Annotated in this window: 20 protein-coding genes and 1 pseudogene; 10 read left to right on the top strand and 11 right to left on the bottom strand. The window is 66.2% G+C overall.

The annotated features are described in order from the left end of the window. Positions 1-482: 482 nt before the first annotated feature. The 5 genes from mobI to LT988_RS24665 are packed head-to-tail and all read left to right on the top strand — an operon-like array spanning position 483 to position 6,738. On the top strand, positions 483-1,628 hold the full coding sequence (mobI, locus tag LT988_RS24645) for a conjugative transfer protein MobI(A/C) (protein ID WP_232408147.1): 1,146 nt from the start codon (positions 483-485) through the stop codon (positions 1,626-1,628). Continuing rightward, positions 1,625-3,868: a MobH family relaxase gene (mobH, locus tag LT988_RS24650; RefSeq protein WP_232408148.1), complete on the top strand. Its 2,244-nt coding sequence runs from the start codon at positions 1,625-1,627 to the stop codon at positions 3,866-3,868. Before mobI ends, mobH begins: the two co-directional genes overlap by 4 nt. Continuing rightward, a complete protein-coding gene (gene traD / locus LT988_RS24655; RefSeq protein WP_232408149.1) occupies positions 3,865-5,685 on the top strand; it encodes a conjugative transfer system coupling protein TraD in 1,821 nt (606 codons plus the stop codon). Before mobH ends, traD begins: the two co-directional genes overlap by 4 nt. Before the next feature lie 8 nt (positions 5,686-5,693). Beyond that, positions 5,694-6,080, top strand: a complete 387-nt coding sequence (locus LT988_RS24660) for a hypothetical protein (RefSeq protein ID WP_232408150.1) — start codon at positions 5,694-5,696, stop codon at positions 6,078-6,080. Continuing rightward, a complete protein-coding gene (locus LT988_RS24665; RefSeq protein WP_232408151.1) occupies positions 6,070-6,738 on the top strand; it encodes a DUF4400 domain-containing protein in 669 nt (222 codons plus the stop codon). The genes LT988_RS24660 and LT988_RS24665 overlap by 11 nt, the downstream gene beginning before the upstream one ends. 107 nt (positions 6,739-6,845) lie before the next feature. Here LT988_RS24665 and LT988_RS24670 read toward each other — a convergent pair whose 3' ends face one another. Continuing rightward, positions 6,846-7,358 carry a GNAT family N-acetyltransferase gene (locus tag LT988_RS24670; protein WP_232406801.1) on the bottom strand — a complete coding sequence of 171 codons (513 nt, stop codon included), beginning with the start codon at positions 7,356-7,358 and terminating at the stop codon, positions 6,846-6,848. A gap of 5 nt (positions 7,359-7,363) precedes the next feature. Continuing rightward, a complete protein-coding gene (locus LT988_RS24675; protein WP_232406800.1) occupies positions 7,364-7,645 on the bottom strand; it encodes a type II toxin-antitoxin system TacA family antitoxin in 282 nt (93 codons plus the stop codon). Between the two features lie 205 nt (positions 7,646-7,850). Here LT988_RS24675 and traL point away from each other — a divergent pair. The 4 genes and pseudogenes from traL to LT988_RS24695 all read left to right on the top strand — a co-directional run bounded on the left by traL (position 7,851) and on the right by LT988_RS24695 (position 11,051). Further along, a pseudogene (traL, locus tag LT988_RS24680) lies at positions 7,851-8,132 on the top strand (type IV conjugative transfer system protein TraL). Next, on the top strand, positions 8,129-8,725 hold the full coding sequence (locus LT988_RS24685) for a type IV conjugative transfer system protein TraE (protein WP_232408152.1): 597 nt from the start codon (positions 8,129-8,131) through the stop codon (positions 8,723-8,725). Before traL ends, LT988_RS24685 begins: the two are co-directional and overlap by 4 nt. Continuing rightward, a complete protein-coding gene (locus LT988_RS24690) occupies positions 8,722-9,723 on the top strand; it encodes a TraK domain-containing protein (protein ID WP_232408153.1) in 1,002 nt (333 codons plus the stop codon). The genes LT988_RS24685 and LT988_RS24690 overlap by 4 nt, the downstream gene beginning before the upstream one ends. After that, positions 9,720-11,051, top strand: a complete 1,332-nt coding sequence (locus LT988_RS24695; protein WP_232408154.1) for a TrbI/VirB10 family protein — start codon at positions 9,720-9,722, stop codon at positions 11,049-11,051. The genes LT988_RS24690 and LT988_RS24695 overlap by 4 nt, the downstream gene beginning before the upstream one ends. Positions 11,052-11,696: 645 nt before the next feature. On the opposite strand, the gene LT988_RS24700 is transcribed toward LT988_RS24695, so the two are convergent. The 8 genes from LT988_RS24700 to LT988_RS24735 form a co-directional block, all read right to left on the bottom strand. Further along, positions 11,697-11,891 carry a hypothetical protein gene (locus tag LT988_RS24700; RefSeq protein WP_232408155.1) on the bottom strand — a complete coding sequence of 65 codons (195 nt, stop codon included), beginning with the start codon at positions 11,889-11,891 and terminating at the stop codon, positions 11,697-11,699. 246 nt (positions 11,892-12,137) lie between these two features. After that, the gene (locus tag LT988_RS24705; protein WP_232408156.1) at positions 12,138-13,604 is read right to left on the bottom strand and encodes a mechanosensitive ion channel family protein; all 1,467 of its coding nucleotides are present in this window, start codon (positions 13,602-13,604) and stop codon (positions 12,138-12,140) included. A 23-nt stretch (positions 13,605-13,627) separates the two neighbouring features. Then, positions 13,628-15,991 carry a phosphoketolase family protein gene (locus LT988_RS24710; protein ID WP_232408157.1) on the bottom strand — a complete coding sequence of 788 codons (2,364 nt, stop codon included), beginning with the start codon at positions 15,989-15,991 and terminating at the stop codon, positions 13,628-13,630. A 244-nt stretch (positions 15,992-16,235) separates the two neighbouring features. Next, positions 16,236-16,625, bottom strand: coding sequence for a hypothetical protein (locus tag LT988_RS24715; protein WP_232408158.1), 390 nt, complete (start codon positions 16,623-16,625; stop codon positions 16,236-16,238). A gap of 158 nt (positions 16,626-16,783) precedes the next feature. Further along, complete coding sequence (locus LT988_RS24720) at positions 16,784-17,074, bottom strand: sll1863 family stress response protein (RefSeq protein ID WP_456300850.1); 291 nt, start codon at positions 17,072-17,074, stop codon at positions 16,784-16,786. Between the two features lie 145 nt (positions 17,075-17,219). Beyond that, positions 17,220-17,714: a carboxypeptidase regulatory-like domain-containing protein gene (locus LT988_RS24725; protein ID WP_232408160.1), complete on the bottom strand. Its 495-nt coding sequence runs from the start codon at positions 17,712-17,714 to the stop codon at positions 17,220-17,222. Positions 17,715-17,902: 188 nt separating this feature from the next. After that, on the bottom strand, positions 17,903-18,979 hold the full coding sequence (locus LT988_RS24730) for a DUF2333 family protein (protein ID WP_232410649.1): 1,077 nt from the start codon (positions 18,977-18,979) through the stop codon (positions 17,903-17,905). A gap of 51 nt (positions 18,980-19,030) precedes the next feature. Next, the gene (locus LT988_RS24735; RefSeq protein WP_232408161.1) at positions 19,031-19,219 is read right to left on the bottom strand and encodes a Thivi_2564 family membrane protein; all 189 of its coding nucleotides are present in this window, start codon (positions 19,217-19,219) and stop codon (positions 19,031-19,033) included. Between the two features lie 300 nt (positions 19,220-19,519). Here LT988_RS24735 and LT988_RS24740 point away from each other — a divergent pair, with 300 nt between their 5' ends. Continuing rightward, positions 19,520-20,236 (top strand): Crp/Fnr family transcriptional regulator, encoded by a 717-nt coding sequence (locus tag LT988_RS24740; protein WP_232408162.1) that lies wholly within the window; start codon positions 19,520-19,522, stop codon positions 20,234-20,236. Positions 20,237-20,435: 199 nt separating this feature from the next. Here the strand turns inward: LT988_RS24740 and LT988_RS24745 are convergent, their stop codons facing one another. After that, on the bottom strand, positions 20,436-21,299 hold the full coding sequence (locus tag LT988_RS24745; RefSeq protein WP_232408163.1) for a transglutaminase family protein: 864 nt from the start codon (positions 21,297-21,299) through the stop codon (positions 20,436-20,438). Between the last annotated feature and the right edge of the window lie 279 nt (positions 21,300-21,578).

Below are 21,578 nucleotides of genomic sequence, written 5' to 3' on the forward strand. Positions count from 1 at the left end.
CGTTGGGTTCACACCGAATGCACGGGCGGTACACGAACGCGCGTCACGTCGTCGCCGCACCGATGCATTCCAATGGCAAGGTTCACAAGACATTCGCGATCGGCGTACAAGAAGGCGACAGCGAATGCTCGGCATTCTTGGCGTCGAGGCGCTGCAACGCCAGCCGTTTAAATGACCGAAAACGGTGTCTTTCCGGGCGGTGCCCGACGCATGACGCGTGCTAACCTCCCGGCGCCTGACGGCAATGGAGAACGGCATCCATTCGCGGGAAAGAGAAACGGAGGCGAGCCGATCATCGGATAGGTTTCGGAAAAGAAACGGAATACCGATCGGCGAGAACGCGGCGACCGCGTTTGCGGTCCTGCAGTGGAGAACAGGGAGCCACGAATGAAAACCCGAGCGGCGTTTCGCGCCCTCCGGCGACACCCACCCAATGGATGAGCGAATACGAACGCCCGTCTCGAGCGATCAGGGATCAACGCATGACACGACGACCGAACGGCAATACGGAAGACGAGAACGCGCTTGCGCCTTCCGATCGAGGGGAGCGCGACACCGCAAGCGTCCGAGCAACCACGGCGCTGCCTGCCCTGACCGGAAGCTGCCCGCGGCAAGTGAGAACAGCGGGCGCTGTTTCACCAAAGATAAGAGGGTGCGAACGCCCGGCCAGCGTGCCGCCTGCCCACAGGCTCGAGGCAGCCTTCCGGGCAGGCCCGCTCGGCGCAACGGGCAGGGACGCCGAGGACGACGACGCCACCGAGGAGGATGCGGCACCGAGCGCTGTCGCGGAGGCGCTCGACGCCTGGATCGCGCACAACCTGGCCGCCCTGCAGGAGCGCGCCGAGCAAGGCTGCAGCGCCTTCGAGCAACGCCTGGCGGAGGCCGGTCAGGGGCTGCCGCGCAGCGCCCGGGGTCGCATCGGCGTACGGGTGCGTCGGCAGCGGGCTGAGCGCGCCACCCCCGGCGCCTTCTCCATCGAGTGGGTCACCTACCGCCATGTGCACACCGCCTCGGGCGTCGTCTATTTGTCGGACTACATCCGCAAGGGCGCCGGGGATCGCTACCCGAAGAGCGCCTTTCGCGGCATCGCACGGGACTGGCAGCGCCCGCTCGTGGAGGAGGCCGAGCGGGGATTCCCGGAGAGTCGCGCGTCCCTCGTGATACCTCGCGGGGGCATCCTGCTGCCGCGAGGACTCGGTCCTTGGCGACCGCCTTTTGTGCCCGGGTTCGCCCTGCGGTCGCAGCCGTGCCCGACTCCCCGTTGGTCCGCCGGGCACGACAGCGCCCTCAAATGGCTTGACGGCGTGTGGGATGCGCTCTGCATGTTGCCTCCGCGGCGTCGGGACTCCCGCCCCTTCGCCACTGCGGCAACACGCTCGCGCCCACGCCTACCCAAGACTACGCGCCTTCGCTTCGCTCTCCATGGCGCGCAGCGGGCGCCATCCGCGCCGCCGCGCGCCAACTCGCCGAGGTGCGCACCCGCTTTCGGGCCGCCGCCAAACGGTGCCGCGAGCTGGGTCTGGACGACGAGGCCGCCCGCTGACGGGCGGTCCGCCGCAAAACAGACCCGGACGCGCGGTTATCGCCATGGCCGGGCGCATCCCGCGCGGTGCAGGATGCCCGAATGACACTCTTCGATCTGTTTCGCCGTTCCAAGCCGGCCGCACCGGGCCCCGAACATGCCCGGCCGACGCCCGCACCCCTACCGGCACCGCAGACCGATGCGATCCCCGAATCAGCCCCCGATCCGGACGAGGACCTGCTGCGCTATCCGCCCTTCATCAAGGGGCTGCCGGCCTCCGACGTGGACGCGCTGCTCGCCAAGCAAACCGAGTTGATCCGCCGCCTCCAGGACGGGGTGGGCATGACCGATGCGGATTACCGCGAGCTTGTCCTGCCGGTCGTACGCCGGCTCGCCGCCTTCGTGCATCTGCTGCCCGCCTCCGAGGCCCATCATCACCGCGGCTCGGGCGGGCTGCTGCGCCATTCTCTGGAGGTGGGCTTCCTCGCCTCCCAGGCGTCGATGCGCCACGTCTTCGCGCTGGATCGCGAGCCCAAGGACCGCTATCACCTGGAGCCGCGCTGGCGGGTCGCGAGCGGTCTGGCCGGACTGCTGCACGATATCGGCAAACCGGTTGCCGACCTGACGGTGTCGGATCGCGACGGCACTCTGACCTGGTGCCCGCATGAAGAGCCGCTGCTCGACTGGGCCCGCCGGCACGCGCTGCAGCGCTACTACCTGCGCTGGCGCGAGACGCGCCGCCACAATGCCCATCTGCAGATGGGCACCTTGGTCGTGCACGCCATCCTCACCCCCGAGATCAAGACCTGGCTGAGTCGCGATCCGGCGATCCTCGCCAACCTGATCGCGGTCGTGGGCGGACAGGAGGAGACCTCGGTCGTGGGCACGGTGGTCGGCAACGCCGACCGCGCGAGCGTGGCGCGCGATCTGCGCGAGAACCGCATCGATCCCGACGCCTTCGCGCTCGGCGTGCCGGTGGACCGTTACCTGATCGACGCCATGCGCCGTCTGGTGCGCGAGGGCACCTGGACGGTCAACACGCCCGGCGCGCGGCTGTGGATGCTCGCCGACGGGCTGCATGTGGTCTGGCCGCAAGGCGGCGAAGACATCGCCGGCCTCCTGGCGCGGGACAAGATCCCCGGTATCCCCAAGGCACCCGAGACGATCGCCGACATTCTGGTGGAGCGCGGTCATGTGAGGACCTATCGCGAGGAGGAGCGCGATCGCTTCTACCGCCGCATCGCCCCGGCGCCGCTCGTGAAGGACGGCAAGCCGGTGCACTTGACGATGCTGCTGCTCGCCTCGCCCGAGCTGGTCTTCGCCGGGCATCCGCCGGCGCCGGTGGCGCGTTGGCAGGATGGTGCGCGCTGCGCGCCCGTCCGGGACGAGGACCCGGTCGAGCTCATCATGAGCGACACCGGTACGCTCGATGATCCGGACACCGACGTGACCCGGAACGCGCGGTTCGACCGGATCACCGATGCGGAACGCTCGGTCGGTTCGGACGCTCCGGTAACCGTTACGCCGTCACCGCCGCACCCTGGTGCCGAGTCCACCCCCATGACGCATCCTGCGGGCGTCGTCCGACCGCAACCGACGTCGAACGACCCCGCCGCCTCGGCCCGCAGCTGGCTCGCCGACCGCGGCACTGGCGGCCACGCCTTGATCACGTTGTTGCGGTCCATCGCGGACGGCGAACGCCCCGCCGAGATCCTCGCCCGTCACGATCGCCATCTGCTGATCCCCTACCCCGAGGGGTTGACGGCACTCGTCGTGCCCGGCATCGGGAGGGAACCCGCCGACCTCCTGCACGCCTTGTGGGACGACGGTCTGCTCGCGATCGATCCGCGCCGACCCTTGCTGCGCGTGCGCGAGATCGACGGGCGGATGCGGGCGATGCTCACGGTCGAAGCCAGTGCCGCGGTGACGACGCTTCTCGATCAGCTGGTCGAGCCGGCGGTTGAGCCGCTGGATGTGCCTCCATGCGATCGCGTTGCGACAGATCCCCTCGGAGTTGCGCCGGGCACGGACGACCCGGCCGGGGCAGCAGACGCCATCGACCCGCCCGAGTCACGACCCGGCGCCACCGCCCTTGCCACCGATCCGCCCAAACCGCCCCCGCGCAAAAGCGCCGCACGCGCCTTCGCCGAGGACCTGGCGGCCCAGTGCCGCGCCGGGCGCGTGCCGACGACGGCGCTCCCGAACGGTCTGCTGATCGACCACGCCACCCTCGCGGCCTTGGCCGCCGAGCACCGCATTCCGCCCTCGAAGCTGCTCCGGCGCCTCAAGCATCAGCCGGACTTCATCCCCGACACGCGCGGGATCATTCTCGCGGGGCGTGCGTGAGGACCTATGCCAATCCCTGGCGCCCGCTCTTCGAGCTGTCGGCGCTGCTGCTGTGGACCGGCATCGCGGCCGTGTCCTGGGCCACCGCGGAGCTGTGGGATCTGCACCCGGCCTCCTTCCGGTGGCTCGGGGTCGGCAGTCTGGTCATGGCCCTCACCTGGCTTCCCGGCACGGTGCGCGGCATCAACCGGCGCGACTGGCTGCGCGGGCGCCCGCAGCAGTTCATCGACCCGCAGGTGTTCGCCGCGCGTGTGCCCTCCTGGCCGGGGTTGCTGTGGATGGGTCGGGGGTTCGATTGGGAGGCCCGACATGCCCAGGAGGCGCTGGATCTGATCCGGCTCGGACCCGAACGGTTTGCCCCGCGCGATCCGGCCCGTCTGGGTGCGACCTGGATCCACGGTCTGGGCGGTGCCGATGCGGAGATCACCGTCCCGCTCGCCCACACCGAAGGCCACCTGCTGATCGTCGGGACCACCGGGTGCGGCAAGACGCGTTTGTTCGACCTGCTGGTCACCCAGGCGGTGCTGCGCGGGGATGCGGTCGTGATCCTCGATCCCAAAGGCGACCGCGGTCTGCGGGCCGCCGCCGAGCGCGCCTGCGCGCTGGCCGGCACGCCGCAGCGCTTCGTCTCCTTTCATCCGGCCTTTCCGGCCGAGTCGGTGCGGCTCGATCCGCTGCGCCACTTCCAGCGGGCCACCGAGCTGGCCAGCCGGGTGGCCGCCCTGATCCCCTCGGAGACCGGCAACGATCCCTTCAAGGCGTTCGGGCAGATGGCGCTCAGCCATGCCGTGCACGGACTGCTGGCCGTGGAGGAGCGCCCGACCCTGGTGACGCTGCGCCGCTATCTGGAAGGCGGTGCGGACGCGCTGGTCGAACGTGTTCTGCTCCGCTACTTCGATACTCACCTGCCGCACTGGCAGGAGCACGCCGGTCCGTACCTCAACAAGGCCCGCGATGCCAATCGACGCGCGCGGGGTCTGCTCGCCTTCTACCGCGAGCGCGTGCGCGGCGAGCATCCCTCGACCGTCATCGACGGACTCGGGGGCCTGCTCGAGCACGAGGCCGTGCATTTCGGCAAGATGGTCGCGAGCCTTATGCCGGTGATCGTGATGCTCACCTCCGGACACCTGGAAGGTCTGCTCTCGCCCGACGAGACGGACCCGAACGATCCGCGCCGAGCGGCCTCGATCGGGGAGATCATCGCCCGGCGCGAGGTCCTCTACGTCGGTCTGGACAGTCTCTCCGACCCCATCGTGGGCAGTGCGATCGGCTCGATGCTGACCGCCGATCTGGCCGCGGTGGCGGGCGCCATCTACAACCACGAGGCCCACCCGCGCCCGACCGACATCTTCATCGACGAGGCCGCCGAGACGGTCTCCGATCCGCTGATCCAGCTGCTCAACAAGGGGCGCGGGGCCGGGCTGCGTCTGACCATCGCGACCCAGACCTTCGCGGACTTCGCCGCGCGCATGGGCAGCGAGGAGAAGGCCCGTCAAGTGCTGGGCAACCTCAACGGGCTGATCGCGATGCGCGTGATCGATGCCAAGACGCAGGAGTACATCGCCGAGAGTCTCCCGGCGGTGCGGCTGTGCACGGTAGTGAAGAGCCAAGGCTCCACGACCGCGAGCGACCGACCGTTGCTCTTCACCGGCAACGCCGGAGAGCGCCTCGACGAGGCCGAAGCGCCCTTGTTTCCGGCGGCGCTGCTCGGGGAGCTGCCCAACTTCGAGTACCTGGCCCGCTGGCCCGGCGGGCGCGTCTCCAAAGGTCGCTTGCCGATCCTGGGCGAGCCCCTGCCGCCTCCGGCGGAGCGGTGACGACGGGGATGCCACGCCGTCGCGATCCGACCGGCCGACTGGCGCTGTCGTCCCTGTCGCGGGCCGACGCTCGGACGCTGCGCACACTGGAGCTGGAGTGGCCCGATGCCGTCGGGCTGATGGCGCGGGTCGCGCTGCTCGCCTGCCCGCCCTTGCCGTCCGAGGACGACCTTGCCGAACCCGCGCTGGCGATGGTGCGCGCAGGCATCGCCGCCTACCGTCGCGCCCGCGGCGACGGCGAGGACGATCTTGCACGCTTCGCGGCCTTCGTCGACGGCATCACCCTTGCCTTGGCGCGCCGACACCAGTATTGCGTGGCGCGGGCGCTGACCGAGCACCAGCGCCGGGTGCTGGCCCGGAGCGTACCACCGAGGCAGACCTCCCGTGTGGGATAGCGCGAACACCAAGGAGGGTCGCGGCGTGTGGCTGTGGGCGGTCGCCTCGACCCTGCTGCTCTTCGTGCTCGAGCTCGTCCTGTTCGCCTCCTTCATCCCGAGCGACTGGGCGCACGGCGTCGAGCAGACCGAACGGCGCGTGCTCGTGGAAACCCTCGGGACCGATGCGGCGCAGGCGATTCAGGCCCGCGGCGCGCGGTGGTACGACACACTCTTCGTGGAGACCGGCATCGCGCCCTGGACCTATCGCCTGGTCGCGACCGGACCGGGCGTGGAGTCCGGTTACGGCCTGGAGCCGATCGGCGCGAGTCCCGCCTGGGCCTGGTTGCGCGCACGCCTGGACGTGATTTGGGGCGCGTTCGCGCAGGCCCTGCGCCGGTTCGCGCTGCTGCTGGCCTGGTGGCCGTTCATGGCGATCATGCTGGTGGCGGCGATCGGCGACGGCTGGCTGCGCCGTCGCATCCGCCAATACGGGTTCGTCTACGCCAGCCCGCTGGCGCATCACACCGCGCTGCGGATCCTGCTCGCGCTCTGGCTGATCGTCGGTCTGCTGCTGTTCGCACCGATCGCGATGCCGGTCCTTGCGGTCCCGTTACTCGGTGTCGCCTCGGCGCTGTGCGTGGCGTTCGTGGTGACCCATACGCAGAAGCAGCTCTGAACCGCGTCGGTCCTCGAAACCGCTGCGGGTGTCTCACGGCCGGTCAAGGCACTCGGTCCGTGAGCCCGTACGGATTCGGGACCCATCCGAGGCTCGGATCGCGATGGTCACTTTCCCTGTTCCGAGAGCCGCTTTGCAATCTCGCGGATCGGGATGAAAAGGCGGTTGGATTGGCTTGTAAGGCGATGAAACCCCAGGCGAGCATAAAACGCGGCGGCGTGATCGTCCTTTGCGTCCACGACAAGCGCATAGATCGCCGGTTCTGCCCGGACGGCGCGCGCAACGGCATCGACGACAAGGAGTGCACCCAGACCCTGTCGTTGATGACGACGGTCAACGGCCAAGCGCCCGATCAGTCCGGCAGGAAGTGATGGATAACGCGGCAAACGCTTGGTCAGGCTCTCGGGCAAGTCGGTCAGCGGGATGCCCGCCGCCGCAAAGGTGTAGTAACCGGCAACCTGGTTGTCGGCGTCCAGCAACACAAAGCAGTTGCTCACGCGACGCCGGACGTCCTGCGTGACGCGTTCTCTGAAATACCGATCCAGTGCGTCGACGCCGCTGCAAAAGGCCCCGCGCTCCTGCGCTCCGAGAAGCTCGATACGAAATCCCTCTCCGCGCACGCGCGTTACGCGTTCTGGCGAAGGTAACGCGCGACGGCGCGCTCCATCGAGGGCGTGAGCGGTTCCGGGTTCAGTAACGCCTCCGCGAACCTGTGCTGATCCTCGACGGACAGTCGGATGATGCAGGCCTCCTCGATGGCGCGATGGGCCGCGTCGCGCGCGGCGTCGACGACAAAGTCGCTGACACTGCGTCCCTGGAGCTCGGCGGCCCGTTTGACGACGGCCAGCACCTCGGGCGATACCCGGGCCTCGAAGCGGGCGGTGCGGATGGTTTCTCTCGGCATCATGGTGTCCTCGGTTTCTCGTATTAGTGTACGTAACTAAGCCGTACATTGTAAACCGCCAAGGTCGCGACACCTCCTCGCCGTGACTGTGGACAAGACGCCGTTCCACCTGCGGCAAAGCGTATGCTTTCGGAGGGTTATCGCCGTCGCCGGCCGGTTTGGCGTGACGCACCATGGGCTCACGTCAAGACCGCGCCACAGGCACCCGATGGAGACCCTCGACTTTCCCCACCACATCGACGAACCGCCCACGCTGCTGTTGTGGCGTATGGACGACCTGATGCCCCTGGTGCTGGCGCTCGTCGCCGGCATCCTCGCCGGACAGCTCACCATCGCCGTGCTGCTCGGCGCCCTGCTCTAGCACGGTTATCGGCGGTTTCGCGATCGCCGGGCCGACGGCTACGCGCTGCATCTGATCTACTGGTTCGGCCTCATGCCGCTCGGGGCGCGCTCCACGCCCAACCCCTTCGCGCGGCACTACGTGCCATGACCCTCGGCGAGTTTCTCTCCACTTGGCGCGGCACGACACTGGAGAACCGCGTCTGGCGCATCACGGTCCTGGTTCTGGTCGCCTCCAACCTGATCCTGGTCGGACTCGTCGGTCAGGTCGAGCGCACCGTGGTCTTGGTCCCGCCGGTCTTGGAAGGCGAGGTCACGATCGCGCGCGAATACGCCAGCCAGGCCGTCGAGGAGTCCTGGGGCGTCTACGTCGCCCAGCTGCTCGGCAATGTCGGCCCGACCACCGTCGACGGGCTCGTGCGCGTCCTGGATCCCCTGCTCGCCGGGGGACTGCATCGCGAGGTCATGAAGTCGATCGCCGATCAGACCGAGGCGATCAAGCGCGAGAACATCGCCATGCACTTCGCCCCGCAAACGGTCGCCTACGACACCGCCACCCGCACCGTTTTCGTCACCGGACAGCACAAGACCGAAGGCCCGGCGGCCGCTCCCGTGCTCAACCGACGCACCTACGAGCTGCGGGTCGAATTCCGCAACTACCGCCCGCTGATCACCCACCTGGAGGTGTATCGCGGCGATCCGCGCAGCACGCGCGATACCGATCCCGAGGACGCGAACACATGATCACCCGACGTCTCTGTATCCTCGCCGCCGTCCTGGCCGCGTCGAGCGCACACGCCGATCCGGACTTCGAGATTCCCCCGGTCCCCTGCACGCTGCTCGACGCCGGGTGCACGCCGAGTGCCGTCTCCTCGGTCCTGCAGACCTCCGGCTCCGAGGCGTCGCCCGAGGGCCTGATCCGCACCGTCATGGGCGGCGGAGCCACGCCGGCGCGGCGCACCGGCGGGAACCTGCCGGTGACCCTTGAGCTGGGTCCGCGCAACCTCGACGTCACTCCGGGTACCACGGTGCTGATCGAGATCGCCATCGGACACCTCAACCGCATCGTCACGCCCTTTGCCGACCCGGTCGTGCATACCGTCTCGAACGCCTCGACACAGGTCGACGGCAGTGTGGTCTATGTCGCCACCGATACCGAAGAGCCGGTGGCTCTGTACATCGGCGACGGCCAAGGCAGCAACCTCGCCTTGGCACTGACCTTGGCGCCGCGGTATGTGCCGCCGCGCGAGGTCCGCCTCACGGTGCCGGGGTATCAGAGCAAGCGTGCCGGGAACGCGACCGCCACGCGCGCCGCGGTCGAGCCGGTGGCCGTGATGCCGATGCTCGCCAACGCCTCCGACCGGGACGGCGACGGCAACGGGCCGTCCTATGTGTCGGACCTGGTCGAGCAGCTGCGGGCATTGGCGCAAGGTCGGATGCCGGCGGGCTTTCGGATCGCGAAGGGTTCCGGCGGTGCGAAGCTGCGCTGCGCCGAGGGGCTGAAGGTCCGTCAAAGCGAACGCGCGCAGGGACCGGCCTCCGACCTGGTGAAGGCCCGGGTCGCCAACACCGCCGCGAGCTCGATCACGCTCGAGCACGACACCTGTCGCCCGGACACCGCCACCGTCGCCGCGATGGGCGCCTGGCCGCACCGGGTGCTCAAGCCCGGCGAGGAGACCGAGGTCTTTTTCGTCCTCGCCCGCGACGCGCGCGCGTATCCCGCGGCCGGGCAGCCGCAATGATGCTGCACCGACACTGGGAGAACCTCTCGCCCAACGCCAAGCGGGTTGCCGTCCTCGGCGGCGGCGTCTTCGTGGTCTCGGTCCTGACGGCGGGGAGCTTTCTGTTTGCCCCGGCGCAGACCATGGGGCTGCAGTCCCCCTCGCCGCGCGACACCCTGGTACGCAACATCCTCACGGATGCGGATCCGCGGCAACTCGGGATCGAGGCCCTGGTCAATCGTCTGGAACGCATGGAAAAGCGCATGAGCGAGGTGCAGCGCAACCTCGAGCGCAGCGCAACCGCGGCACCGAGCCCCGCCGCGCTCGGGCCTTCGCAAACCGAGCAGGATCTGGGCAACGCGCGCGAGCTCGAGGCGCTGCGCGGGGAGATCGATCAACTGCGCGAGGCCCTCGCCGTCCAAGCGCGGCAGTCGGCGAGCCCGCCGGAACTGCCGCAACCGGCGCGGACCGACGCTGCGGATCCGGCATCGCCGAGCGGCCCCACCGCGCAGCCGCACCGACCGGCGCCGATGGAGGCGCTGTTCGGACCGCCGACGACACCGCCGTCCGTGCCGGGCGCGGCACCCTCCTCCGCCGTCCCCGTCCAAACACCCAGGCGCACCCTGCAGATCCGCACCGTCGCCGCGCCGGCCGCGACGGCGCCGCCCGTCGCGACGCCCCCCGGCACCGCCGAGCCCGGATCCGTCTATATCCCTGCCGGCGCCATCATCAAGGGAGTGCTGCTCAACGGCATCGACATGCCGACCGGGCAGAATGCCCGCAAGGATCCCGTGCCGGCCCTGATCCGGGTCAAACACCAGGCGATCCTGCCCAACCGGGTCCGCGCGGATCTGCGCGAGTGCTTCCTGCTGGTCGGCGGCTTCGGCGATCTGGCCTCCGAGCGGGCCTATCTGCGCGGGGAGACCTTCAGCTGCATCCGCAACGACGGCGGCGTCATCGAGATCCCCATCGACGGCTACGCCGTGGGCGAGGACGGCAAGGTCGGCGTGCGCGGGCGGGTGGTCTCCAAACAAGGCGTATTACTCGCCAAGGCGCTGCAGGCGGGCTTCCTGCAATCCTTCTCGCAGATCTTCAACCGCATGCCGACCATCCCGATCAACACCGGCACCGGCACCGGCACGGACCTGCAGTTCCAGTCCATGCTCACGCCCCAGGCCCTGAGTGCCGCCTCGGCACAAGGCGTCGGCGGCGCAATGGATCGTCTGGCGAACTACTATTTGGACATGGCCGAGCAGCTGCTGCCGGTGATCGAGGTCGATGCCGGACGCGGGGCGGAGTTTATTCTCAACCGCGGGGTGTCGATGAAGCTGGCCGACGCGGTCGAGTAACATGCCCGGCCGTTCGACTCGTTCAATTGCGACCGCCGGCGCCTCAGAGTCGTTGACGGGTTTCGCTGGTCGGGGCACCGCACGAAATGGGGGGATCGATCCTTCCGATCTCCCGGCACATCAACCCGTAGATTGAGCAACGGCGCGCTTAGGTACAAACACGATGTTGTACTTGCTGTCACACCTCACGAAGGAATGACTCTGCCATCCTCTCATGAGGATCGCTCTCCAGTTTGGCTAGTCGGATGCACACCATCGACTCCCCCCTCAGCACGCCGGAACGGCGGAGCCTTTCCGCGAGGCATGGAGAGCGGAGCGAGGCCGAGCGGCCCCCGGTAGGCGTCGGCGCGTGCGTGGCGCCGTAGTGGCGAAGCGGCCGTGGTCGCGAAGCCGCGGAGGCGGTATGCAAAGCGCATCGGACACGCCGTCAAGCCATTCGTCGCAGGGCCGTGCGCAGCCCGACCGCGCCCCTCGGGCGCACGTCGTGGCGCAGCGCGGCCCGGAGCGGGGCGAACCGGGGCCAAAACAGGTCGTCGCCAAGGAGCGAGTCCGTCCGGCCGCAGGAGCCCCCGGACGGATTCACGAGCGACACGCGACTCTCCGGGAGGAGCCCACCGCCAAAGGCGGTGGCTTGACTGTTGCGAGTTAGTTCTTGCCCGGTGTTGTCGCGTCCTGAACGCTATCGCCGGCCTGTTCCACCTTCTGACCCGCGCCTTCTACGGCATGGTCAATTGTTTCGCCGGCATTCTCTGCGGGGCCTTTCTGCTGCTCGCAACCGGGCAGTGCGACAAACAACGCCCCCATCACCAACGCGGTACTGACGATTACGGCTAGTTTCATGATGACTGCCTCCAGTTGGACGGGATTTTGGGTTCTGAACCGGCAACCGGTGTCGGCACAGGTTTCTCCGGGCCAAGACCGCACGGCCGTTGCGCATGGCGGGGTGGCGCCACGGGGCCGCCGTCGGCACTTGGACCCAGACGGCTCGACGATACGGACAATCAGTGGCGCCGTCCGTCTGCTAACGCACATTGCCGCCAATCTTTGTCCCGTCACTAGCGCAAGAAAGCGGCAGAAACCCCTGCGCTACGGTCTTGTTTCATTCGTGCGCTTCTCGAAGGCAGCCGTGCCGGACGCCGCAGGCAAGAGATTTTCCCCTTCCTTCAATGGTCTTGCCTCCCGTGCCTGCTCCTCAATGACGCTCGATTCGCTGTACAAGCCCGCTTCCGCTTTCGTCGACGCCACGTCGAGGTCTTGGCGCCGCGATTCGGCGGGGAGCCGCTTTGCGGTTGCTGCACCCTGCTCGGGCGTCGGTTTCTCGGCGCGCATGGTCACGGGGACGCCTTGAGGGAAGACGACCTCTCGGGCCTCGTCCGGCATCTCGATGCCGTGATTCTGAAAAGCGAGCTTCACCAGCCGGATGACCGAAGAGCGCACCTTCAGCCAGCTGTGCTCGCGCCCGTTGAGCCAAAAGTAGACACGCAGATTCACCGTTGCGCTGCCGAGGCTGTCCGCCAGTACCGAGGGCTCCGGGTCGTTCAGCACGGCTGGGTGGTCCGCCAGAACCTTGCGCGCAATCTCCTGGGCCTCATTGATCGCATCGTCGTAGCCGATGCCGACAACAAAGTCTTCACGCCGGTTGGCGTTCGTCGTGAAGTTGCTGAGGATGCTCTTGTAAACGGTGGCATTTGGTATCTGCGCGAGGTTGCCGTCGAGGGTCATCAAGATGGTTGTGCGCATATTTAACTGCTGCACATAACCGGTCACGCCGGAGATCTCGACCAGGTCGCCCGTCTCGAATGGCCGCTGAACGCTCAGGAAGATGCTGGACAGGAAGTTCTCGGTGATGTCGCGGAAGGCGATGCCAAGCACCAGGCCGATCAGACCGGTACCTCCGACCAGCGTCAATGCCAGTTGAGTCAGGCCGGAGACCCTCAGAATGAGATAGACGCCACAGAGAACTACGAACCCGCCTGCCGCGCGCGCGATCACGTTCTGCAGGAGTTTCGTCCGAACCCTTTGGCGGAGCAGTGATCGGACGCCTCGTGTCGCCAACACAGCGGTCCCCACCGACAATGCCAGGATGAGCAGTCCGAAAAGCATGAACGGCATCGCGCGGATGAAGTCGCGCCAGAGTGCGGCGATACCGCTCGACGTCCGGCGGAAATCCCAAGCCGACGGTTGGGGCACCTCAATCCGGTTGGCAACGGCGACGACGTCCTGCGTATTGCGTGCGAGATCCCCGGCCCATTTTTTAAGCTCATCGGACTGCACCTGACCGCTGAGAAAGACGACGCCTTCCTGAACCCGGACCTGCGGGTCGGTGAACCAGTCGGTGGCGTCCAACACGGTTTGGAGCCGCTTGCGGATCTCTTCATCTTGCGCGACGGGTTTGACATCAACCTTCGCTGGTGCGAGCGAGACCTCTTCTTTTGCCGGGCTGATGGGTTTGTGCGGCTCGGCTCCCGTGCCGACCGGCTCCTGCGCCACGACCGAGGAGATGACCCCGCAGTTCAGGGATCCGAGCAATACCGCCTGCAAGAGTAACCTCATCCCGCGGCAGAGCCATGGCGAGGTCATCCCTGCCAGGTCCAGTTGCGGATCTCCGGCAGGTCCCGGCCATGCTTGGCGATGTAGTGCTTGTGCTCGATCAGCGTGTCCTGGACCAACTGCTTCAGGTACGCCCCCTTGGCGCCCAAGTGCGGTAGGCGATCGACCGCGTCCTGCACCAGATGAAAGCGATCCAGCTCATTGAGCACGCGCATGTCGAACGGCGTAGTGGTGGTGCCTTCTTCCTTGTAGCCGCGTACATGCAGGTTCTGGTTGGCGCGCCGGTAGGTCAGGCGGTGGACCAGCCAGGGGTAGCCGTGAAAGCCGAAGATGATGGGTTTGTCCCGGGTGAAGAGGGCGTCGTAGTCGCGGTCGGTCAGGCCGTGCGGGTGCTCCAGGCTCGGCTGCAGGCGCATCAGGTCGACGACATTGATCACCCGGATCTTCAGCTCCGGCAGATGCTCGCGCAGGATGGTCACGGCGGCGAGGACCTCCAGTGTCGGCGTATCACCGCAACAGGCCATCACCAGGTCCGGCTCGCTGCCCTGGTCGTTGCTGGCCCAGGGCCAGATGCCGATGCCTTCCGTGCAATGCACCACCGCCTCCTCGATGCTCAGCCATTGCGGCATGGGGTGTTTTCCCGCAACCACCACGTTGACATAGTGCCGGCTGCGCAGGCAGTGATCGACCACCGACAGCAGGCAGTTGGCATCGGGCGGCAGGTAGACGCGCACGATGTCGGCCTTCTTATTGATGACGTGATCGAGGAAGCCCGGGTCCTGGTGGGTGAAGCCGTCGTGGTCCTGCTGCCAGACGTGAGAGGTCAGCAGATAGTTCAGCGAGCTGATCTTGCGCCGCCAAGGCAGCTCCGCAGTGACCTTCAGCCACTTGGCGTGCTGGCTGAACATCGAGTCGACGATGCGGATGAAGGCCTCGTAGCTGTTGAAGAGCCCGTGCCGTCCGGTCAGCAGATAGCCTTCAAGCCAGCCCTGGCATTGGTGCTCGCTGAGCATGGCGTCGAGCACGCCGCCGGCGGGCGCGAGGAATTCGTCGTTGTCAACGGTGCGCGCGTCCCACTGTCGATCAGTGACCTCGAAGACCGCGCTCAATCGGTTGGAAACGGTCTCATCTGGGCCAAACAGGCGGAAGGTCCGCGGCGCCTGATTGAGTGCGGTCACATCCCGCAGGTACTGACCCAGGACGCGCGTATCCTCGGCCTCGATGGCCCCCGGCGACGGCACTTGGAGCGCGTGCTTGCGGAAATCCGGTAGGCGCAGATCACGCAGCAAATTTCCGCCGTTGGTGTGCGGATTAGCGCCCATGCGCCGCTCGCCCTCGGGCGCAAGCGCGGCCAGCTCCGGGAGGAGTCGGCCATCCTCGTCGAACAACTCCTCCGGGTGATAGCTTCTCATCCAGTGCTCGAGCGATTGGACATGCTCGGGATGCTCGCCGTCCACGACGATCGGCACCTGATGGGCGCGGAAGGTGCCTGTGTTCGGCACGCCATCGACCGTGGTCGGTCCGGTCCAGCCCTTGGGTGAGCGCAGCACGATCATGGGCCAGCGCGGCCGGGAGGCATCCTTCGCGTCGCGCGCCTGACGCTGGATCCGCTGGATGTCCGCGATGGCCTGATCGAGCGTCTCGGCCATCAACTGGTGCATCCGCTCCGGCTCGTCGCCCTCGACGAAGTACGGGATCCAGCCGCAGCCGCGGAAGAATTGTTCCAGCTCCTCGGGCTCGATGCGGGCCAGTAGGGTCGGGTTGCTGATCTTGTAGCCGTTGAGGTGCAGGATCGGCAGCACGGCGCCGTCGGTGATCGGGTCGAGAAACTTGTTCGAATGCCAGGCGGTCGCCAGCGGGCCGGTCTCCGCCTCGCCGTCGCCCACGACACAGGCAACGATCAGCCCGGGATTGTCGAACGCGGCCCCGAAGGCATGGCTGAGCGAGTAGCCCAGCTCGCCGCCTTCGTGGATCGATCCGGGCGTCGTGGGCGCCACATGGCTGCCGATCCCGCCGGGAAAGGAGAACTGCGTGAAGAGCCGTTTCAGCCCGGCCTCGTCCTGGCCGATGTTCGGATAGCGCTCGCTGTAGGTCCCTTCCAAGTAGGTATTGGCGACCAGCGCCGGGCCGCCGTGGCCGGGGCCGGCGATGTAGAACATATCCAGGTCATGCTGTTTGATGACCCGGTTCAGATGCACATAGATGAAGTTCTGGCCCGGCGTCGTGCCCCAGTGCCCAAGCACCATCGGCTTGATGTGCGAGAGCCTCAAAGGCTCTTTGAGCAGCGGGTTGTCGTAGAGATAGATCTGGCCGACCGACAGATAGTTGGCGGCACGCCAGTAGGCGTCCATCCGGTGGAGCAGTTCGGGTGCGAGGGGGCCGGTGGTCATGGCTGACTGTCCTGGGTTGAGGCGAGATGGAGGACGCGGGTGTCGATGCAATGTCGACCTGACTGACGTCGGGATGAGGCATCAGGCAGCGCCACGGAGACGGCCCGGATCCAACCTGAGTCGATTGTTGCCGCTCCGAGCGCGATGGTCTGTTCGATGGCACACATGGAGCGGAGTGCAACAGGGACCCGGCACTCGGTATCCCGCTGAATGTGTCAAGCGTTAGGGCTATCAATGCGTTGCATCATCCTGCGAGCGGTCGACTGCCGGATTCAGATTCATAAGCGGTTGGCGGGGCAGTTGGCGGCATCGGCGCGCGTTCGGACCCCTTGGCGGTGAACGCCTCTTCGCTTGTCCTCGCGCATTCCGCCCGGCGGAGGAAGGGCTCGCGGATTCCTCGCCTCCTCATGGCAACCTGTTCCTGGATGGCCGGGATGTCGATGTGGTGCTGGACGAGTTCCTGGTCGATGCGTGCAAGCTCAGCGCGGTCGCGTTCATCCTGCGTCCGACTGAACGTCACGGCGACCTTTCGGCGTTCGCGCATCAATGCCTTCACCTGCGAAGCGCGCGCCGCATCGGAGTCCGCAATCCGACCCGTCAGCGGACGGATTTTGTGCCTTGTGGTCATGACCATTCTCCGCGTGCTCTATCGATGATCGATCGGGACAGGGATGCTGCCGTCCAAAGAATTGTGCGATGGCCATCACCGCCCCGGGGCACAATGCCCGGAGCGGCGTTGAGGATGCGCCGTCTCTCGGCAAATCCATCTGTGCTGTCCGGCCTGCTCGACGGCTATTTGAAATGCGCCGCGAACGCCTGATAGGAATCCTTGAATGCCTCCCAGACATTGTCGCTTTCCAGCTTGACCTGCTTCCAGGTGCTCTCGGTCGCGGCCTGCACCTCCTCCAGCTTCTTCTCGCCTTCCGCACGCCGGGCGCGCAGTGCGACGAGCTGCTCGTGATATTTCACCTTGGCATCTTCATTGATTTCGCTCGCCCTCTCCTCCATGGCGGCGATACTCGCGTTCCATTCATCGAGTTGGGCTTTCATCTTGCTGACGTATTGGTCTCTTGACGATGACATGGCGTTCTCCTCTTGCAGATCACTCACCCGGCGGATTGCCGGAATACCCACTCACGCATCGGATGGGCTTGGCTTCGACATCGGTTCACCGCACCCGACGCAGTCACACAGCGGCGCCCGGATCAGGTCGCCAGCGAACAGCCCCCTATTGTTTCCAGTAGAAATCCATCTTCGAGTGGCTGGAGACATCGAGATGCACCGCCTTGCGCTGGGTCTGGTCTTCGCCTCTCAGCCCGGTGGGGGTGACTTCAACGCTGTAGTCGCCGGGCGGCAGTTGCGCGTAGAACCAGGGACCTTCGGATTCGGCGGTAAGGACCGGACGCTTGTTGGAATCCAGAATGTTCACCCGCACCGCCGAGAGATACTCACCGCTGCCCTGTGTCGCGAACATCAGGTGCAGGTTGAATTCAGGGGACAGGGCATCGAGCTCACTGCGCTCGCTCTCGCCCACACCGCCCGAGACGTAGCGAATGCCGCCATCGGTCTTGATCTGTGAGGACGGCCCATCGTTCGGCGACCCCATGGGCGTGGCGGCGTCGGGGGCTTGCGAGATGGGGTTCGCCCCGTCGGCCGGGCGAATCGCCCATTCCCGCGAGGCATCGGCCAACTGCATGCCCTCGTCGCCGAAAATCAGCCGCACCGGCGCCTCGTACGCCGGATGGGCGCCGACCGGCTGACAGATGCCGGCTCCCAAAAGCAATCCCGTTGCGATCACATTGAATCTGTGCCGATTTAACATGGTGATGTTCGCCCTTGGTTGATTGATCTTGGGTGATGCAGTGGCTCATGCGCGAGGCGTCCAGCGGACGCCCCGTTGCAAGCCCCGACTCAACCCTTCTGCAACAGACTGCGCAGATCGGTGATCGCGGCATTGACCCGCGAGATATAGGAGGCACTCACCAGCGAATGATTCGCCATCGGCCCGTATCCGGTGCCGTTGAGGATCACCGGGCTCCAGATGACGTTCTGGGTGTTCTTCAGTTCGCGCGTGATCTGCTCCAGGGAGACCACGGCATTCTTGTCCTCGAGCACGGAGGCGAAGTCGATCTCCATCGCCTGCAGGGCATGCAGCAGTGCCCAGGTGTAACCGCGCGCCTCGAAGAAGATGTCGTCGATCTTCATCCAGGGGGTCTTGGTCTGCGTCTGGATCCGGGGGGGCGGCGTCGACTGGCTGGCGTTGGGATCGCCGGCCAGTGCCGTATCGAGATGGGCCTGACCGACCGCATAGGACAGCCGTTGCGCGAGACTGCCCAGGCGCTTTTCGACCACTTCGAGATAGGTGGTCAGATTGTCTCCGCGGGCGTAGAACTGGGCATGGGCGGCCGCGGTATCGGAGAGCCCCTGGCTGTAACGATAGAGGGCGTCGATGCCGATGCGATACTCCGATTCGGTGGAGGGCAGGAGCCAGGAGTCCGATTGGTAGTTGGACTGGGGCTGCGCGAGCTCCAGGTCCTTGTTCTCGACCGACTGGGATTGGGCGCGGCTGAAGTCGTTGCGCAGGGCGTTGAGCAAGTCGCGCCAACCGGTCAAGGCCCCGAATTCCCAGTTGGGAATGTTGTCCAGGAACACGCCCGGAGGGCTGACGTCATTGGTCAGATAGCCGCCGGGCTTGTCGAGCAGGGTCTCGCCGATGCGGATGGCGGTGGCCGTGGTCGCCGTGCCGGTCACCAGCTTGCTCTCATCCTGATTGACCATCGACAGCGCCTGTTCGCGCACGTCAAACTGACCCGGCGAGCGCGACCAATAGAGGCCCAGGATCACGACGACCACCAGATAGGTGATCAGAAACAGCCCGGCGGTCCACCAGATGCCCTTCTCCTTCCAGGTGCTGGGATGGTAGTAGGTGGCGACCTTCGCGGCTTGCTTGGTGAGCACCTGCCTTTTCGATAATGTGTCGGCATTCATGGCATTCATCTGGTTCCCTCTCCAAGCGTGGAAACGTCACCCGACGATCGGCTAGCCGATCCGAATCTGCGACAACGGCGGCATGAGCCCGAAGACGGACAACAGCCAAAGAATCACGACAATCACGACGACCACATTCAAGATCTTCTTGATGGTGCCATCCATCGGGATGTAGCGATTGATCAACCAGAGGATCAAGCCGACGACGACCAACGTGATGACTAATGTAATCAGAGGCATGACGCTTCTCCTGTCAGGCGGTGTGAACATTCGATAGATTCACGATAGTCCCCGCCATGGCGAGCGTCTGTTCGCCAGCACACAGAGCAATGCGTTTTCGCTCGAGGATTTCGCCGCCTCCCCGACGGGGCCGTGCGCACCGGACAGCAAAGGTCTCGAATCCGCGCGCTATGTTTGCCAGCGTACCGACCGCACGGATCATCGAGCGTATTGCTGACCCATCACGGCCGATCGGCTCACGACTTTTTGCCCTTGTGCCGTCTGTTCTTCGTCCATCACCGACCAACGAGGAGAACGCGCGTGCAACTCGACTCCGCGAAGACCCCCGACCGCTTCGACAATCGGCTCCTCGCCGCACTGCCCGAGCGTGATCGGCGACAGATTCTCTCGAGCTGCGAGGCCGTCGAACTGCGGCGCGGCGAGGTGATCAGCGAACCCGGCGACCGGATCCGCGACGTCTATTTCCCCACCGACAGCTTCGTGTCTCTGGTGACCCCGCCGGCGGATTACGCCGGTCTGGAGGTGCGGCTCGTCGGCAATGAAGGCATGATCGGGACGCCCCTCGTCCTGGGTGTCGAGGTCACGCAGATCCGCACCTTTGTCCAGGGCGCGGGTCCGGCGTGGCGCCTGTCCAGTGAAGAATTCGGCGAAGCGCTGCGCCGGAGCGATGCCCTACGGGCCAGGCTCCACCGCTATCTCGACGTGTTGATGAACCAGAGCACGCAGTTGCTCGCCTGCACCCGCTTCCACATGGTGGAGGCGCGCCTCGCCCGCTGGTTGTTGATGACCCAGGATCGGGCACATTCCGACCACTTCCATGTCACCCATGAGCTCCTGGCCCTGTTGTTGGGGGTGCGCCGCGTGGGCGTTACCAAGGCAGCGAGTGCGCTGCAGGCGCGCGAGCTGATTCACTACCGCCGCGGGGATATCACCGTGCTCGACCGCGCGGGCCTGCAAGGCGCCGCCTGCGGCTGCTATGGGGCGGCGGAGGCGATGTATGAGCAGCGCATGGGCTGACCGCGGATTGCCGCCGGTCGAACCGCCGGGCGCGGTGGCTGGTCCGCCCGCGGAGCGCCCACCGGTACGATGCCCATCAGCAAGACCCCCAGGCGAATCGGCTCTTCATCGCTGCGACCTCCTATCGAATCAACAGGCGCTGCGGTCGCCTCCCTGGTCACTCCCGCCCTCTGGTAGCGCACCGGGTGAGGGCAACCGTTCATAAGGCCGCGAGCGCGCTCACCCGTACCGCTACCGTCATTACTGGGCGCTGATCCGGCGAGCCGAGGTAGCTTCCGGCCACTGGTGGAACGGCTTCCGGGTGGCGTGCCACCGCAACGGCGATGTGCCTATTGCCGGTCACCTCTCCGCTGGTGGGATCGAACCCGATCCAGCCGGCGCCGGGCAGGTAGGCCTCGGCCCAGGCATGGGTCGAGGCGTTGCCTGCCGCGGTGGCCGGTGCGAACAGATAACCGCTGACGAAGCGGCTTGCCAGCCCAAGGAAACGGCATGCCTCCATGAACAAGGCCGCGAAGTCCCGGCAGGAGCCGCTCTTGCTCGCCAATGTCAGCGCGGGTGGCTGCACGCCCGGTTCTTCGCGCATCTGGTAGAGGAAACGGCCGGCAATCTCTCGGTTCATGCGAGCGAGCAGCGCGAAGGTCTCCATCGGCTGCTGCAGACCCAGGCCGTCAAGCCACCCTTGCACTGCGTCTCGGTCCGACGGGTAGACGGACTGCCGTAAAGGCGCGAGCTCGGCCCGGTCCTCCTCGGCATACTCGAACGGGTGGATGACGGCGTAGTCATCGACCAAAAAGTCGAACGGATTCTCCTCGTAGTGCTGGATCACCACCCTGCTGGAGACGCGCAGCCGGTCCGACGGCCCGTGAAAGCCCACCAGCGCCACAGAGTTGTCCAGCACGTCGCATTTCCATTGCAGGGTATGGGCCGGACTGATCTCCAGCACCGAGGATTCGATCCTGACGTTGTGGTTCTCCCGTGGACGCAGGAGCAGCCTGTGGGGCAGCAGCGACACCCGGCTCGGGAACAGGTACTCGGTGACATGACTGATTTCGATACGCCGCATGGGAGATTACCGATCGGTTGAATCCGCCGTCTCCTCGGATCGAAGGGAGCAGAGCAGAGCAGCCGCTCATACTACGCTCATGCGCATATCCATCAAATCCTCACGAGCGGCATCGGCCATGGCAATCGCCTGGCCGTCCGGAGCAAGGCGCCGCTGTCCCCGAAGAACGCCAAAGTCGGGATCGATGCATGATCCTAGCCCGAATATTTCATAAAAAAGGGCGACTCTCGTTCAACCCATTGATAAAATGGCTGTTCCGCCAAGAACGCTTCGGAAGAA

It is taken from the genome of Thiocapsa bogorovii (assembly GCF_021228795.1).
Taxonomy (GTDB): Bacteria; Pseudomonadota; Gammaproteobacteria; order Chromatiales; family Chromatiaceae; genus Thiocapsa; species Thiocapsa bogorovii.

Excerpts from the sequence above, each read along its gene's own strand:
- mobI (WP_232408147.1), top strand. The coding sequence starts at position 483 with ATGACACGACGACCGAACGGCAATACGGAAGACGAGAACGCGCTTGCG.
- mobH (WP_232408148.1), top strand. The coding sequence starts at position 1,625 with ATGACACTCTTCGATCTGTTTCGCCGTTCCAAGCCGGCCGCACCGGGC.
- LT988_RS24660 (WP_232408150.1), top strand. The coding sequence starts at position 5,694 with ATGCCACGCCGTCGCGATCCGACCGGCCGACTGGCGCTGTCGTCCCTG.
- LT988_RS24675 (WP_232406800.1), bottom strand. The coding sequence starts at position 7,645 with ATGATGCCGAGAGAAACCATCCGCACCGCCCGCTTCGAGGCCCGGGTA.
- LT988_RS24685 (WP_232408152.1), top strand. The coding sequence starts at position 8,129 with ATGACCCTCGGCGAGTTTCTCTCCACTTGGCGCGGCACGACACTGGAG.
- LT988_RS24690 (WP_232408153.1), top strand. The coding sequence starts at position 8,722 with ATGATCACCCGACGTCTCTGTATCCTCGCCGCCGTCCTGGCCGCGTCG.
- LT988_RS24695 (WP_232408154.1), top strand. The coding sequence starts at position 9,720 with ATGATGCTGCACCGACACTGGGAGAACCTCTCGCCCAACGCCAAGCGG.
- LT988_RS24700 (WP_232408155.1), bottom strand. The coding sequence starts at position 11,891 with ATGAAACTAGCCGTAATCGTCAGTACCGCGTTGGTGATGGGGGCGTTG.
- LT988_RS24705 (WP_232408156.1), bottom strand. The coding sequence starts at position 13,604 with ATGAGGTTACTCTTGCAGGCGGTATTGCTCGGATCCCTGAACTGCGGG.
- LT988_RS24710 (WP_232408157.1), bottom strand. The coding sequence starts at position 15,991 with ATGACCACCGGCCCCCTCGCACCCGAACTGCTCCACCGGATGGACGCC.
- LT988_RS24715 (WP_232408158.1), bottom strand. The coding sequence starts at position 16,625 with ATGGTCATGACCACAAGGCACAAAATCCGTCCGCTGACGGGTCGGATT.
- LT988_RS24720 (WP_456300850.1), bottom strand. The coding sequence starts at position 17,074 with ATGTCATCGTCAAGAGACCAATACGTCAGCAAGATGAAAGCCCAACTC.
- LT988_RS24730 (WP_232410649.1), bottom strand. The coding sequence starts at position 18,979 with ATGAATGCCGACACATTATCGAAAAGGCAGGTGCTCACCAAGCAAGCC.
- LT988_RS24735 (WP_232408161.1), bottom strand. The coding sequence starts at position 19,219 with ATGCCTCTGATTACATTAGTCATCACGTTGGTCGTCGTCGGCTTGATC.
- LT988_RS24745 (WP_232408163.1), bottom strand. The coding sequence starts at position 21,299 with ATGCGGCGTATCGAAATCAGTCATGTCACCGAGTACCTGTTCCCGAGC.